The 14,548-nt window shown below is 45.5% G+C and carries 12 protein-coding genes; all 12 read right to left on the reverse strand.

All coding sequences use genetic code 11. The features are described 5' to 3' along the window. Positions 1–19: 19 nt before the first annotated feature. The gene (locus tag NX845_RS05635) at positions 20–1,765 is read right to left on the reverse strand and encodes an arylsulfatase (RefSeq protein WP_102447285.1); all 1,746 of its coding nucleotides are present in this window, start codon (positions 1,763–1,765) and stop codon (positions 20–22) included. A gap of 108 nt (positions 1,766–1,873) precedes the next feature. Further along, entirely contained in the window at positions 1,874–2,305 is a 432-nt protein-coding gene (locus tag NX845_RS05640) for a tetratricopeptide repeat protein (protein WP_102441078.1), read from the reverse strand. Between the two features lie 194 nt (positions 2,306–2,499). After that, complete coding sequence (locus tag NX845_RS05645; RefSeq protein ID WP_260256631.1) at positions 2,500–3,705, reverse strand: iron-containing alcohol dehydrogenase; 1,206 nt, start codon at positions 3,703–3,705, stop codon at positions 2,500–2,502. Between the two features lie 213 nt (positions 3,706–3,918). After that, on the reverse strand, positions 3,919–4,362 hold the full coding sequence (locus NX845_RS05650; protein ID WP_004732424.1) for a hypothetical protein: 444 nt from the start codon (positions 4,360–4,362) through the stop codon (positions 3,919–3,921). 85 nt (positions 4,363–4,447) lie between these two features. After that, a complete protein-coding gene (locus tag NX845_RS05655; RefSeq protein ID WP_260256632.1) occupies positions 4,448–5,863 on the reverse strand; it encodes a coniferyl aldehyde dehydrogenase in 1,416 nt (471 codons plus the stop codon). Between the two features lie 276 nt (positions 5,864–6,139). Then, entirely contained in the window at positions 6,140–6,622 is a 483-nt protein-coding gene (locus NX845_RS05660) for a MarR family winged helix-turn-helix transcriptional regulator (RefSeq protein WP_260256633.1), read from the reverse strand. Positions 6,623–6,984: 362 nt separating this feature from the next. Further along, complete coding sequence (gene choV / locus NX845_RS05665) at positions 6,985–8,199, reverse strand: choline ABC transporter ATP-binding protein (RefSeq protein ID WP_260256634.1); 1,215 nt, start codon at positions 8,197–8,199, stop codon at positions 6,985–6,987. A gap of 2 nt (positions 8,200–8,201) precedes the next feature. Beyond that, the gene (gene choW / locus NX845_RS05670) at positions 8,202–9,044 is read right to left on the reverse strand and encodes a choline ABC transporter permease subunit (protein ID WP_009845976.1); all 843 of its coding nucleotides are present in this window, start codon (positions 9,042–9,044) and stop codon (positions 8,202–8,204) included. A gap of 95 nt (positions 9,045–9,139) precedes the next feature. Further along, positions 9,140–10,111 (reverse strand): choline ABC transporter substrate-binding protein, encoded by a 972-nt coding sequence (locus NX845_RS05675; protein ID WP_004732435.1) that lies wholly within the window; start codon positions 10,109–10,111, stop codon positions 9,140–9,142. A 146-nt stretch (positions 10,112–10,257) separates the two neighbouring features. Beyond that, positions 10,258–11,979: a choline dehydrogenase gene (betA, locus tag NX845_RS05680; RefSeq protein WP_065607384.1), complete on the reverse strand. Its 1,722-nt coding sequence runs from the start codon at positions 11,977–11,979 to the stop codon at positions 10,258–10,260. 72 nt (positions 11,980–12,051) lie between these two features. Beyond that, the gene (gene betB, locus NX845_RS05685) at positions 12,052–13,512 is read right to left on the reverse strand and encodes a betaine-aldehyde dehydrogenase (RefSeq protein WP_260256635.1); all 1,461 of its coding nucleotides are present in this window, start codon (positions 13,510–13,512) and stop codon (positions 12,052–12,054) included. A gap of 124 nt (positions 13,513–13,636) precedes the next feature. Continuing rightward, positions 13,637–14,239 (reverse strand): transcriptional regulator BetI, encoded by a 603-nt coding sequence (gene betI, locus NX845_RS05690; RefSeq protein ID WP_004732441.1) that lies wholly within the window; start codon positions 14,237–14,239, stop codon positions 13,637–13,639. Between the last annotated feature and the right edge of the window lie 309 nt (positions 14,240–14,548).

The following is a 14,548-nucleotide window of genomic DNA, read 5'->3' on the forward strand; positions in this document are numbered from 1 at the left end:
GCCGAGTGGTTTTTTTCCTCTATTTCACGTTTTCAAACGGGTTCCACGCTTCGTCAACTGGGACGATATTTTGCGCTTTTTCGTATTCTTGATATTCAGCGACCATTTCAAGGAACAGATCTGGCATTTGGTTTCTCAAGTCATGTTGCTCAGCTGGATCTTTCTTGGTGTTGTATAAGTGCCACTCACTGTCGCCGCCCATTCCCGTAGAAATTCGGATGATCTTATGATCACCTTTAAGCAGAATTCCGCTACCAAACAATTCAAATGGAATCGCATTGTTGGCACTGTGCACGTCTGCCGTTTCCCCTTTGAAGTAAGGCAACAAGCTCACACCACTCATCGGCGCCACTTCTCGACCTTGATATTCGGTTCCTGGATGATCAACCTCTGCAATCTCAAGAATCGTGGCTGCAATGTCCTTCACTTGGGATAAGTCGTCTGTCTGAGTTCCCGGTTGCAACGCATCTTCACCGTCTAAAAGTGCTTTGGCTGGCTTAACGATAAATGGCACACGGATACCACCCTCTGCTGTGTAAGCTTTGTACCAAGATAGGCCACCGGTTGAAGCGCTTGCCCACTCAGGTCCAAGTGACACACTGGAGTTCGCCTTACCCAAATTTTCAGTCGAATTATCGAAATGATGAGCAGTCCATGTTCGGATCAAATCACTGATATTTTCACCGGTAATATCCGCCGCTTCTGGGCCGTTATCCGCTAGGTACATGATGTAAGTATTATCGTATTCCCCGATTTCTTTCAGGTAATCGACTATCTGACCGACTTGTTGGTCCTGCATTTCCATCATGCCCATCGCGACAGCCATTTTCTTGCCGTACCACTTTTGTTCTTTTTCAGAGAGCGAGTCCCAAGGGCGGCTTAATGCGTTACGATCTGAAATATCGGCGTCTTTTGGAATCACGCCCATCTCTTTCATGCGTTGGAAACGATCTTCTCGAACCGAGTCCCAACCATGTTCAACGTAGTAATCGACTTTATCTTGATAGGCAGACTCAGGCGCTTGCAGTGGTAGATGAATACCGGTGAATGGGACGTAGGCAAAGAAAGGCTTGCCGTCGTCTTTCTTGCTGTCGATCATCTTGATGATCTCGTTGGTGTAAACTTGGTCTGAGTACTCGCCTTTGTACTTATCCTCAACCACTTCACCGTTGCGGTAAGTTGGCTCAACTTCAACACCGGGAATATCCCCTTTTTGCAGCGCATCCGCTGTCGCGGCATTTTTGGCCGGGAACATCATATCTCGATTAAAGTGATTAGAGCCGCCCGCTAATATACCGTAACTCTCTTCAAAACCTCGATCGTCAGGTAAGAAGCCATCCTCGTGCCCCAAGTGCCATTTACCAGAGAGGTAAGTGTTATAGCCACTCTCTTTAAGCAGCGTTGCGACCGTAACCCCTTTCTTGGTGAGGTAACCTTCATAACCCGGCTTGCCAATCGCACCCGGATAGACGGCATAGTCGAAGGTGCCTAGCCCAACCTCGTGGCTATTTGCTCCGGTTAACATCATAGAGCGCGTTACCGATGAGGTTGGTGACGCGTGAAAGTTAGTAAACTTAACCCCCTCTTCAGCCAGCGCCATTAGGTTTGGTGTATTGGCTTCTGAGCCATAAGGCTGAGTATCGGCAAAGCCCACATCATCGCCAACAATGACAACAATATTCGGTTTTTCTGATTCTGCGGCCAGAGCAGCACTGCTTGCCGCGGCCATTGCAGTGAAGACTAAAGATTTCTTGAATGTCTGCATAAGACGTTCTCCAATTTCTGTGATTAACTTTTTCAGTAATTAACTTTTCTGCGAGTAACTTTCTCTGTGATTAACCTTTTCTGTGACTAACTTTGGTTAGAATCTGAATTAGTGCGCGGCTTGCGACATCCAATGTAATAAGTCGAGCGCAGGGTCATACTCTTGAGCTGCTGCCATGCCGATCCAGGTGACAGCTTCCGCTTGGCTGGCTTGAACGCCACTTCCAGAGATATACATCAACCCAAGCTGTGTTTGAGCTTCAGGGCTACCGTTATTGGCTGCGGTGACGAACCACTCCGCGGCTTTTTCATCATTCTGATCTACGCCATCTCCGCTCAGATATAAGTAAGCGACAGAGAGTTGGGCATCCAATTGCCCTTGGTAAGCCTCATCCAACAATTGCACGACATCTTGATGCTGCTGCGATTGGTCCATGGTGGTGTGGTTCTTAGAGCTTTCGCTTCCAACGCTTGCTTTAGCAAAAAACAGTGCAGCTAAAACACCAGTCAGAATCACGGTAGTTAAACGTTTATTGATCATTTATTTCCTCCTCGGGAATAAAGGTCACAACGTCCCTGTTGAATGAGTTAGGTGAAAAGTAGGAATGGCGCGATGATGCACAAGCTTGATAGCAATACGTTTTCAATTTTCATAATTGGCTCTCGAGTAATAGTTGTGAGTGAATCAGGGACTGAACTAAATGGTCATAAAATTCAGTCGATTAAGACAAAGACCTAAATCGCTTTCTCTATGATGGTTTCAATCGTCTGTTTCGAGATTGGGTAGAACTGAAAACAGATGTCTTTTTCAATCGCTTCTGCAATGTTGCTCTTCTCTTGCGCATCAAAGTCCCAGCTGTTGAAACGCTTCATCGCACCCACACTGGTTTGGAAGTTGTTTAAGAAATCCAACACTCTCTGGTAAACCATCTCATCGGTTCCCGTAGTGTCGACAGAGAAAGCTTGAGCTAACTTCGCCGCATTCGGCATATAGAATTCAGGCAGCGCTTCAATCACAACCGGCATCAGCACCGTGTTGGCATCGCCATGTGGAATGTGGCTAATCGCACCAAAGGCATGAGCACAGTTGTGAATCGGAATACCGCCCAAAGACGAATAAAATGCAGAGATCGCCATGGTGCTTGCTTGAAGAAGATTGCCACGTGCGGTTAGGTTTTCTGGCTCTTTCAATGCCAAGGGTAAGTTTTCAATAATCAGTTTTGCTGCCTGAATGCCGTAAGCGTCAGTGAATGCATTACTCATCGGTGACACAATCGCTTCAACAGCGTGTGTTAACGCATCCATGGCTGTAGAACGAGTAAGGTGAGCAGGCAGCTTAGTGGTCACCGTTGGATCAAGGATCGCGATATCGGCTTCCAATCCAGACGCGACTAGACTTGCTTTGATGTTTTCATGTTCATTGTAAAAAACAGCAATCGGAGAGGCTTCTGCGCCCGTACCAGCCGTTGTCGGAACCGCAATGTGGGGCACTCGAATATCTTCATTGTTTGGCCACACATCCATATGACCGCCACCCGCAATCACGGTGCGAATGTCATCTATCTTCTTATGAAATGCGTATTTCACACCTTTAGAAGCATCAATTACGCTGCCGCCGCCAACAGACAAGATCGCATCAGCATTGACGCTGTTTGCAAACTCAATGGCAGCGTTGATGTTGTCGCAAGTCGCGTCTGGCGCGATATCGGTGTACACACCAACAAGCTGAACCGCTTGTTCATTGCCTGGCTGGTTCACCTTTTCGTTTACAAACAACGCCGAGAACTGCTCAACAAAACCAAGAGACTCCAAGCCTTTATCAGAAAAGAGCACGACTCTTTGCGCACCTAAGCGACCAAAAAGAGAAGGGATATTTTCAATGCCATTCTCTTGAGCATGAACAATGGTTTTAAGTTGAAAATTAAAATTATTGGTTGTCATGGTATTTACCTCATTTCTAGTTGATGACTAAACAATAACCAATACAAACCGGTCGGTCTAGAGTGTTAATGTCAAAGATATGTCAATTAAGATCTTTATGGATCATTGCCCCAAAACGAAAAAAGCCCGCAAATGCGGGCTGTAGTGATAAGTAAGCTAGTGAGTGATCATTGAATAAGTGTCATTGATTCACCATGAGCAACTCATTAACTATTAACGAAGATGAGCTGGCACCTTGCTTTTGTCTCTAGTGAGGTAGTAATACAGGTAAACTAAAGAGTAGACAGTCACAAATCCATCGAGCGCAAATACACCGCTCCAACCATAAAACCACTCATAATCGTTGATACACACGTTGTATAAGAATATGCCCACAAACATCGACTTCTCAAATGCACTGTAAATCATGGTCGAAGTACGCAGCGATTTGTACTTCGCCGAGAACATCAACAACACACCAATACAGCCAACCATGACTCCCCAGTGTTGATAGGTACCCATAAGATACTCTTTGTTCACCATCATCGTATCGTTGTACGAGAACAGCGTTTGCATACTCCAATCAGGCGCAAGGAAAGTAGAGAAAGCGGTTGCGGTTAAGAATCCTGTAACCATCAAATACGCTTTCATCGTTCGTTCAAAAAATCGTTCCAACATAAAAATAACCTCTTAAAATAACGTCGTAAAAATAATTTCTTATAAATAGCTTCTTGTAGATAAATTGAGTAATGACAGAAATGATTTACTTGCCAAGCATGCTCATCACTGCGGTCTTTAATTCGTTGTCTTCTTTTGAAAACAGATGCTTAACTCGATGATCTAAGCCTGTTTCCAAGACGGTTTTGGCATGGGAGAAAGTAAGGAAACCTTCTTTGCCGTGATAGTTGCCCTGACCAGATTCACCAATGCCACCAAACGGCGCGTCATCAACCGCTAAATGGAAAACACAGTCATTGATACACATTCCGCCGGAATGAACTTGGTGTTTAACCTGAGCTTGTAAGCTCAAATCAAAGCTCATTAGATAGAGCGCTAACGGCCTTGGTTTGCTATTGATGACTTGGAACGCCTCTTCGATATTGCGATACGTAATCAAGGGTAATAGTGGGCCGAAAATCTCTTCGTTCATCACCTTGGATGACAGGCTTGGTTCAACAATTAGGTGCGTCACCAAACGATGGTTATCTAAGTCCATCGCTTCGTCATGGCAAGCGACGGTTCGCGTTCCTGCTTGTTGCTCTTCATTCAACAAGCCGACAATACGATCGCATTGACGAGGATTGATTAGGGACGTCAAACTCTCGGAATAGACCCCTTCATCGAACAGCAATTGGTACTGTTTTTTATACTCTTGAATGAAAGATTCAACTTTCCCTTCAGGTAGCAATACATAGTCAGGAGCCACACACACCTGCCCGTTATTGAGGCTCTTACCATAAATGATTCGCTCAACCGCGATATCAATTGGCATGTCTTCTGCAACGATAACCGGTGACTTACCGCCTAGCTCTAGCGTAACTGGAGTTAGCGTGTCAGCCGCTGACCTCATCACTTGGCGACCTACTTGGGTTGACCCCGTAAACAGAAGATGATCAAACGGCAACGCCGAAAATGCGGCTGCGATCTCTACCTCACCTTCAACCAAGCACACCTCATCAGATTGGAAGACTTCCGCCAATAGCGATCTTAATACTTGGTTCGTCGCTGGGGTAAATTCACTCATCTTGATCATGGCACGATTGCCCGCTGCCAACGCCGAAATAAGCGGGCCGACGGATAACATGATCGGGAAGTTCCACGGAGCAATGATCCCGACAACGCCTTTGGGTTGATAAACCACTTCAACACGAGAGGTTGAAAGTAAAGGGCCGGAATGACGAATCGAAGATGTCGACCAATGAGGTAAACACTCAATGCTGTGATCAATATTTCCGATGCAAGGCAATATGTCAGCCATCAAAGTGTCTTGTCGACTGCGGTGACCATAGTCCTCACTCACGGCTGAACACAAACGATCTGTGTAGTCGATAAGCGCAGATTTAAGTGCAAGCAACTGCTCAATTCTCACCGATACCGCTGGCATCGGGTTCTGTGCAAAAGCTCCCTGCATGTTGTTCAACGTCATGGTCATTTGTGTTGGCGTCAATTCGTATTTCATACATCACCTCGTGGTTAAGATGAGCACACAATAATACAAATCAGACCGGTCGGTCTACATCTTTATTGTCAGAGAATCGTCAGTGCATTTTTGAATACAAATAAATAGGGTGATTACAACGTAGGGTTAAAACCCAGGGCGATTTGAAATAGGAGGGTGTAACGAACAGGCGGTATAACGAGAAATCTCACATGGTGAGATCAAAAATGGCCGCTTAATGCGACCATTTGATAACTCTTTAAGTTTTTGTTTTAAATAGATAATTTAAAACTAACGTTAGCTTTTGGCTACGTTTGCAATGCCTTCAAGCTGAAGCACTGGAGCAGCGTCGATGTCTTCTGCGTTCATCATTGCTGATACACGCTGCATCGAAGAAAGCAGTAAGCTTTGCTCCCACGTCTCTAGGTTTTGGAATTTTTGCACGAAGTTATCTTGCAGCGGCGGGGGCGCATTGTTTAGCAACTCTTGACCTTTTTCAGTCAGGTTCGCGTGTACTTTGCGGCGGTCCGATGAACTGCGTACTCGTTGTACATAGCCATTTAACTCAAGACGGTCGATGATCGTCGTCGTCGTTGCTTGGCTTACATTGGTCTGATTAGACAATTCTTTGATCGTCACATTACCCATTTCTTGGATTGCTCTCATTAAGATTAATTGAGGGCCAGTCAAACCATACTCTTTACTCAGCTTCTTCGAGTGTAAATCGATAGCGCGAATAATTTGGCGAATAGCGACCAGGATTTCGTCATGTTTGTCCAAGATGCAGACCTTTGTACTAATATACTGTGAATGGTTTTACAGCGTCGAAGCGATGAAATATCTCGAGTGATTACGTCACGCGCGCTCGAATTACACTGTAAATTGATAAATTACTTCATTGATTTTTCCGCATTGTACTGATGTTCATACTATTCTCAATCTTTTCTATACCACTAAACTTGCGTGGTGCGGCACTTTTGCTTAATGAAGGGGGAATGAAAGCTTCAATGAAGACAAAAATAATGAACCAGAGAATACAAACTCAAAGAATAATATATTTTAGTAATCATAGAGGTAGAGAGATTTAATCCTCTCCACCCAATAAAAAACCAGCCTCAATAGCTAAGCTGAAAAACGAAATTTTACGCAGCGGTATTCATCTGAAAGTTACCCGTTAGCGCGTTGTAAAACTCGCTGTTATCCAAAATCCCTACCAATTGATTGTTTTCAACCAACAGAATTGGGTGGTTACTGATCTGCTTAAGCTTAATCGCATCACGCATACCAATCTCTGGGCTTGCCACTACCACACTCGACGCGTTAATCGCGGTTAGGTCGTCAGACTCGCTCCACTCAACAAGCGCCAAAGTAGATTCACCTTTCACTGATAAAGCACCTTCACTCTGTTCAATCCAGAGATCTTTAGAATCGCAGATCTTCCAGCTTTCATTTTCTTGCGTCAGTGAATCAAGAGGCTGCATTAAAGAGCGACCTTTTAGCACATTCAATGGATTGGTGTGAGCAACGAAATCTTTTACGTATTCGGTTTTTGGCGTCAACACGATCTCTTCAGGCTTACCGTGTTGAATCAGTTTGCCTGACTCCATGATCGCAATGTTATTACCAATCTTCAAAGCTTCATCTAGGTCGTGGCTCACGAACAGAATTGTTTTATTGAGTTTGTTTTGCAGCGTGATCAGTTCATCTTGCAGCTGAGCACGAATCAGTGGATCAAGCGCCGAAAACGGTTCATCCATCAACAGAATGTCGGTGTCCATTGCAAACGCACGCGCCAAACCAACACGTTGCTGCATGCCGCCAGAAAGCTCATGTGGAAATTTGGTTTCCCACTCTGCCAAACCCACCATTTCAAGTTGTTCACGCGCTTTAGCACGACGAACATCTTTGGCTACGCCTTGCATTTCTAGACCAAACGCCACGTTATCTAACACGTTTAACCAAGGCATTAGGGCAAATTTTTGGAACACCATAGAAACGCGGTGAGTACGAAGATGACGCAAGGTCGCTTCGTCGCACTGTTCACCTAAATCAACCTGCTTGTCTCCATCTTTGATCGCCAATGAGCCACGGCTGATCTCATTCAGGCCGTTAACTGCGCGAAGCAAAGATGATTTACCAGAACCAGACAACCCCATCAGCACACAAATCTCGCCTTCTTCAACGGTCAGCGACACATTATCTACGCCAACCACTTGGCCAGTCTCATCAATGATCTCTTGGCGAGTTTTACCTTGGTCGAGTAGCTCAAGCGCTTGTTTCGATTTATTACCAAACACAACATCGAGATTCTTAATGGTAATCGCGTCCATTGTCTTTTTTTCCTGAGAGTTAGACATGATTAAGCTTCCTTCTGGTTTGGTGTTTTGCACAAGCGGTCAAGGATGATTGCGACTAATACAATCGCTAATCCAGCTTCAAAACCTTGTGAGATGTTCACTGTGTTCAATGCACGAACAACAGGTTTACCAAGTCCGTCAGCACCGACAAGAGCGGCGATAACCACCATCGAAAGCGACAACATAATACATTGGGTTACACCCGCCATGATGCTTGGTAGAGCCGCCGGTAATTCGACCTTCATCAGCAATTTCATGCGGCTTGCACCAAACGCTTTACCCGCTTCAATCAACTCTTCAGGCACTTTAGTTACCCCTAAGTAGGTTAAACGAATCGGTGCAGCTATCGCGAAAATAATGGTAGAGATTAAGCCAGGAACAATACCCAAGCCGAATAGAACCAGAGTTGGAATCAGATAAACGAAAGTTGGGACTGTCTGCATCAAATCAAGGATTGGACGCAAAACTGTATAGAGCCAAGGACGGTGGGCAGCCATGATGCCAACCGGTACGCCAATTAATACGGAAATCGTTGTCGCCGCAAAGACGAGAACAAAGGTTTCCAGCATTTCTTGCCAATAGCCGAGGTTAAGAATAGTCAGCAGTGCCGCGACCACAAAGATCACTAGCGAAGGTTTACGGTGTAAGTACCATGCAATCGCAGCAGTCATCACGATTGGCAGTGCAGGCGGCATCCACTTAAATACATCGACTAAAAACATAATGACGGTTTCTAGAAAAATCGAAATAGCGTCAAAGAATCCTGCTGCATTGATTGTTAGCCAATCAACACCCGCTTCCATCCATTGTCCGACAGGGATTTTGTTTTCCGTAATAAAATTCACAATATTGCCTTTTATTATGGGTGGGCTACTTCAAACCAATCGATAAATTGGCAAGCCCACCTTTATTATTTATGTAGCTGTTGAGATAGGTAGAACTAAGCTTTAACTTGCTTTAGGTATTCAGTAACGGCTTGAGTCGCTGATTCACCTTTATGCGTTTTTACGTTGTCTAACCAAGCTTCAACTTGTTGAGGGTTCTTGTTCAACCATTGTTGAGCCGCTTTTTCTGGCTTCACTTTTTGGTTAAGAATCTCTTCCATCAACTGGTTTTCCATCTCTAGAGTAAATTCTAGGTTTTGTAGAAGTTGACCGACGTTTGCACACTCAGACAGGTAGTTTGAACGAACGTTGGTGTAAACATTCGCGCCGCCGTAGTTAGGGCCGAAGAAGTCGTCACCGCCAGAAAGGTATTCCATTTCAACATTGCTGTTCATTGGGTGCGGAGCCCAACCAAGGTAAACAATCCATTGGCTACGACGTGCTGCACGTGATACTTGCGATACCATGCCCGCTTCACTTGATTCCACTAGGCTGAAATCTTTCAAGCCAAACGCGTCTGAATCAATCATTGATTGGATTAGTCGGTTACCGTCGTTACCCGGTTCGATGCCGTAGATGCGGTCTTTAAATTTGTCGGCATGTTTTGCTAGGTCTGCGAAGCTTTTTACGCCAGAGTCGTACACATATTTTGGTACAGCTAGTGTGTATTTTGCGCCTTCAAGGTTGGCACGAACGGTTTCAACCGTGCCCGCTTCACGGTACTTAGCAATATCGCCTTCCATGGTTGGCATCCAGTTACCTAGGAATACATCAATATCGCCGTTCGCCATTGAAGAGTAAGTCACCGGTACTGAAAGTAGGTCGGTTTTGGTTTTGTAACCAAGGCCTTTTAATAGTTCAGAAGTAACGGCGGTTGTTGCGGTAATGTCAGTCCAGCCTACATCAGCGAAGCGAACGTTTTCACATTGCTGTGGTTCAATAGAAGCGTTAGCACCAAATGCAAATGAACTAATGGCTAGTGCTGTTAACGTTTTCGTGGTCATGTTCTGAATATTTAGAGTCGTCATAATGGTTCCTTTTTATCTTTCCTTTTTCTGCTCGATATCAACACCGATAGAGAGCAGTTCTTCTGACTTTTGACTAATTTTTGTTGTTACTTTTTGCTTTTTCTATTTTTGAACTACTTTCTATTTTTTAAACTAATAACAGAGGCTTACGCTTCTCTTACTGGTTTATTTATTCTTTGCTTCTCTTGCCACTCAGGTGCAATCCACACTGGAACGTCCTGCGCTTTGAGCATTGGCTTACCCAAAATCAAATCGGAAGCACGCTCGGCAACCATAATGGTCGGGGCGTTCAAATTACCGTTTGGAATGATTGGGAAAACCGATGAGTCGACAACACGTAAATTATCGACACCGCGAACGCGACACTCTTCATCAAGCACTGCCATTGGATCATCATCTGAACCCATTTTGCAGCCACATGAAGGGTGATAAGCACTTTCAACGTTCTGCTTAACCCATTCATCAATCGCTTCATCGGAAGTAATATTTAGACCCGGCTGAATCTCTTTGCCTCGGTACACATCCATCGCAGGTTGAGACAAAATCTCACGCGTCAGACGAATACAATCGCGCCAATCTTGGCGATCTTGTTCAGTCGAGATGTAGTTGAAAATGATCTCTGGCTTGGCATGCGGATCAGCAGAAGTGATCGCTACCGTACCGCGACTCTCTGGCTTGTTAGGCCCAACGTGTACTTGGAAACCGTGACCATCAAAGGCCGCTTGCCCGTCGTAACGCATCGCTGCTGGCAGGAAGTGATATTGAATGTTTGGCCACTTTAATCCTTTGCGAGAACGAATGAACGCGCACGATTCAAAGTGGTTAGTGGCACCAAGGCCTTTACGAGTCAGAATCCATTCTGCGCCAATCATGCCTTTGCTGACTAAACCAAGCTTGCTGTTGAGCGTGATGGGTTCGTTGCAGTGATATTGGAAGTACACTTCTAGGTGATCTTGAAGGTTTTCACCTACGCCATTCAGCTCGTGTTTAAGCTCAACGCCTGCCTTTTCAAGCACGGCTTTCGGGCCGATACCAGAAAGCTGCAGCAGTTGAACAGAACCGATAGAACCCGCAGAAGAGATCACTTCTTTGTTCGCCACAGCCACTTGAGTATTGCCTGACTTTTCAAACTCGACACCGACGGCTTTCAGGCCTGATTGGCCTTTTGTGTCTTGTGCGTCTTGTGCTTCAAGTAAGAAACGACGCGCCACGATACCTTTCTTCAAGGTCAGGTTTGAACGCTTCAATGCTCGACGTAGATAAGCGTTAGAGGTTGAGGCTCTAACACCCTTGTCTACCGTCATATGCATAGTGCCGAAGCCTTCTTGCTGGTAGCCGTTGTAGTCGTTGGTTTCTGGGTAACCGGCGTCTTTACCCGCATCGATAAACGCTTGGTAAAGTGGGTTAAGCTCCATATCGTTACCATTACAAGTGCCGACAGGGCCATTGTCTCCACGGTATTCATCACCGCCTTTGTTCCATGATTCAGCACGGCGGAAATAAGGCAGACATGCTTGGTAGTTCCAACCCGCAGCGCCCTCTTCTTCCCATTGGTCAAAATCACACGCGTGGCCACGAACATAAACCATACCGTTGATCGATGAGCTGCCGCCTAACACTTTGCCACGTGGGCAGTGCAGTTCACGTCCATCAAGGCCCGGTTCTTGCTCTGTTTCAAATTGCCAAGCGTACTTTTCAGTATTCATTGGGTAAGAAAGCGCGGTTGGCATTTGGATAAAAATACTCTTGTCCGTACCACCAGCTTCCAGTAATAAAACGCTATGTTCACCGCTTTCCGTTAGCCTATCCGCTAACACACAGCCGGCCGAACCCGCGCCGACGATAATATAATCGTAGCGTTGTTCCATGTTTTGATTTCCCTGAGATAAGTCAGTGGGGCTAGCTCTGTTAAACTAGCCCATAAAATTGAGTGTTACGCGTTAGGCATAAGGGCTGGCGTAGTCGCCAAGTTCAATAAGAATGCTCTTAGTCTGCGTATAGTGAAGTAGGGTTTCTGGTCCATTTTCACGGCCAACACCCGAAAGCTTGTAACCACCAACAGGCATTTCTGCTGGTGAGTCGCCCCACGTGTTCACCCAACAAATACCTGCCTGCATTTGGTGAATAACACGGTGCGCACGAGAAAGGTTTTGCGTGAACACACCAGCCGCTAGGCCATATTTGGTGTCGTTAGCGCGGCGAATCACGTCGTCTTCGTCCGTAAACTTCAACACTGACATTACAGGGCCGAAGATCTCTTGTTGAACGTGAGGCATGTTGTCTTCGCAATCCACAAACACGGTAGGGATAACAAAGTTGCCGTTTTCGAGGCCGTTGTCTGTCACTTGATAGCCGCCCGTCAGCAGAGTTGCGCCCGACTGCTTAGCTAGCTCAATGGCTTCAAGGACTTTTGAAAGGTGTTCTTTAGAAATCAACGCGCCGATCTGAGTCTCCATGTCCATTGGATCACCAATGATCAGCTTCTCAGTGCGTGTTTTAAGTTGGTCGATGAATGCGTTGTAGATGTTTTCGTGTACATAAACACGGGTACCGTTAGTACACACTTCGCCTTGGGTGTAGAAGTTAGCAACCATCGAAGCGGAAACTGCATCATCCAATTTCGCATCATCAAACACGATCATCGGTGACTTGCCGCCAAGTTCCATGGTGACTGATTTCAGCGTCTTAGCGCTGTCTGCCATTACCGCTTTACCGGTACCGGTTTCACCCGTGAACGACACTTTAGCGATGTCTGGGTGCGCCGTTAGCATTTGGCCCACTCGGTAATCACCTTGAACTACGTTGAATACTCCATCAGGAAGGCCAGCTTCTGTGAAGATCTCAGCAAGTTTCAGTGCCGTTAGCGGCGTTTCTTCTGAAGGCTTGAAAATCATCGCGTTACCCGCAGCGAGTGCTGGAGCCGATTTCCACATTGCGATTTGGATAGGGTAATTCCACGCGCCAATGCCCGCACAAATACCTAGCGGTTCGCGGCGTGTGTAGAAAAATTGGGAATCACTAAGAGGTTGTTGATCGCCTTGCAGCGTAGGCGCTAGCCCTGCGAAATACTCAATAACGTCGGCACCAGAAGCCACATCGACTTCGATCGCTTCTTGTAACGGCTTGCCCGTGTCGACAACCTCAAGGTTTGCAAGGTCATCATTTCGAGCTCTAAGTATTTCCACTGCCTTCAACAGAATGCGGCTGCGTTCCACAGCGGTCATTGCAGACCATACCGCAAACCCGCGTTTCGCAGATTCAATAGCACTGTCGACATCTGCTGAAGATGCTTGGCCTAAGGTCGCGATAGGTTCACCGTTGGCAGGGTTAATGCTATCAAAGGTTTCACCAGAGGTTGCTTTAACCGCTGCGCCATCGATGTATAACGAGTTCATTTCCATTTGAGATTCTGACTTAATTATTGTTATTAGACTCTACTGGTCTAGTTTGAATTTTGGGTGTAAGTATTGGTCGTTCTAGCTCTTGCTCTAGGTCTAGCTCAAGGTCTAACGCTACCACTGCGATCTATTTGCTATGACACGAGTAGAACGTAAGTTGTTTATCTAGATAATCATTGATAATGGCACGCGCCTTTTGAGCATCGATACCATCTGGGTTTAGTGTGCCTCTCAGCCACAAACCATCAATCAGAGACGCAATCCCGTGAGCAACGAGATCCGCTTGTTCATGATTCAAAATACCTTTCAACTCAAGACGTAAGTGTGAAATCAAACGTTTTTCATTCACACGTTGCAGTCTTTTCAGCTGCTCGTCATGCATTGAATATGACCAAAATGCCAACCACGCCTTCGCGACCTTATTTTCTGCTTGGTAACCTTCGAAGTTACCATCGATGATCGCGTTAATTCTCTGTTGGTGAGCATCAACAGGAAGTGCTTTTAGTGACGTGGTGATGGTATTGGAAAGTTGGCGAAGGATTTCACGCATGGTCTCTTCGAGCAGCCCATGCTTTCCACCAAAATAGTGATTAATAATGCCAGTGGAGACTCCCGCTTCTTTGCTGATCAACGCAATACTCGCGGCATGCAAACCCACTCGATCAATCACCGTCATGGTGGCTTGAACAAGCTGTGGTTTACGTATATCAGGCATCCCAACCTTCGGCATTTCTCAGTCCTTTTATTTTATATTGAACGTTCAGTTAAATATAAAATGACAGAAATTTAGTTAGGGTTCAAATGATTATTTAAAACAAACTCGTAACAATACAGCATTCAAAACAACAAAAATCATTATGGAACAACAGCTTAAATATCATTTAGAGCACTAACGAAAACAATTAAAGATTTGAGGTGTGATAGTTATTGGTCAAATGTTTTTGCTCAACAAGGACAATATTTGAACAGAAAAAGAGATTCTTGAAACAAAGAGGAATTCGGCAATTAGAGGTCTTTGGGTGTAAAAGATGACGAGGTA

Origin of the sequence: Vibrio sp. NC2, assembly GCF_025195005.1 — a bacterium.
GTDB lineage: Bacteria > Pseudomonadota > Gammaproteobacteria > Enterobacterales > Vibrionaceae > Vibrio > Vibrio splendidus.

What these genes read in the sequence shown, in the direction of transcription:
- betI (WP_004732441.1), bottom strand. Translation starts at nt 14,239, where the DNA reads ATGCCGAAGGTTGGGATGCCTGATATACGTAAACCACAGCTTGTTCAA.
- NX845_RS05650 (WP_004732424.1), bottom strand. Translation starts at nt 4,362, where the DNA reads ATGTTGGAACGATTTTTTGAACGAACGATGAAAGCGTATTTGATGGTT.
- betA (WP_065607384.1), bottom strand. Translation starts at nt 11,979, where the DNA reads ATGGAACAACGCTACGATTATATTATCGTCGGCGCGGGTTCGGCCGGC.
- NX845_RS05640 (WP_102441078.1), bottom strand. Translation starts at nt 2,305, where the DNA reads ATGATCAATAAACGTTTAACTACCGTGATTCTGACTGGTGTTTTAGCT.
- NX845_RS05635 (WP_102447285.1), bottom strand. Translation starts at nt 1,765, where the DNA reads ATGCAGACATTCAAGAAATCTTTAGTCTTCACTGCAATGGCCGCGGCA.
- NX845_RS05655 (WP_260256632.1), bottom strand. Translation starts at nt 5,863, where the DNA reads ATGAAATACGAATTGACGCCAACACAAATGACCATGACGTTGAACAAC.
- choV (WP_260256634.1), bottom strand. Translation starts at nt 8,199, where the DNA reads ATGTCTAACTCTCAGGAAAAAAAGACAATGGACGCGATTACCATTAAG.
- NX845_RS05645 (WP_260256631.1), bottom strand. Translation starts at nt 3,705, where the DNA reads ATGACAACCAATAATTTTAATTTTCAACTTAAAACCATTGTTCATGCT.
- NX845_RS05675 (WP_004732435.1), bottom strand. Translation starts at nt 10,111, where the DNA reads ATGACGACTCTAAATATTCAGAACATGACCACGAAAACGTTAACAGCA.
- betB (WP_260256635.1), bottom strand. Translation starts at nt 13,512, where the DNA reads ATGGAAATGAACTCGTTATACATCGATGGCGCAGCGGTTAAAGCAACC.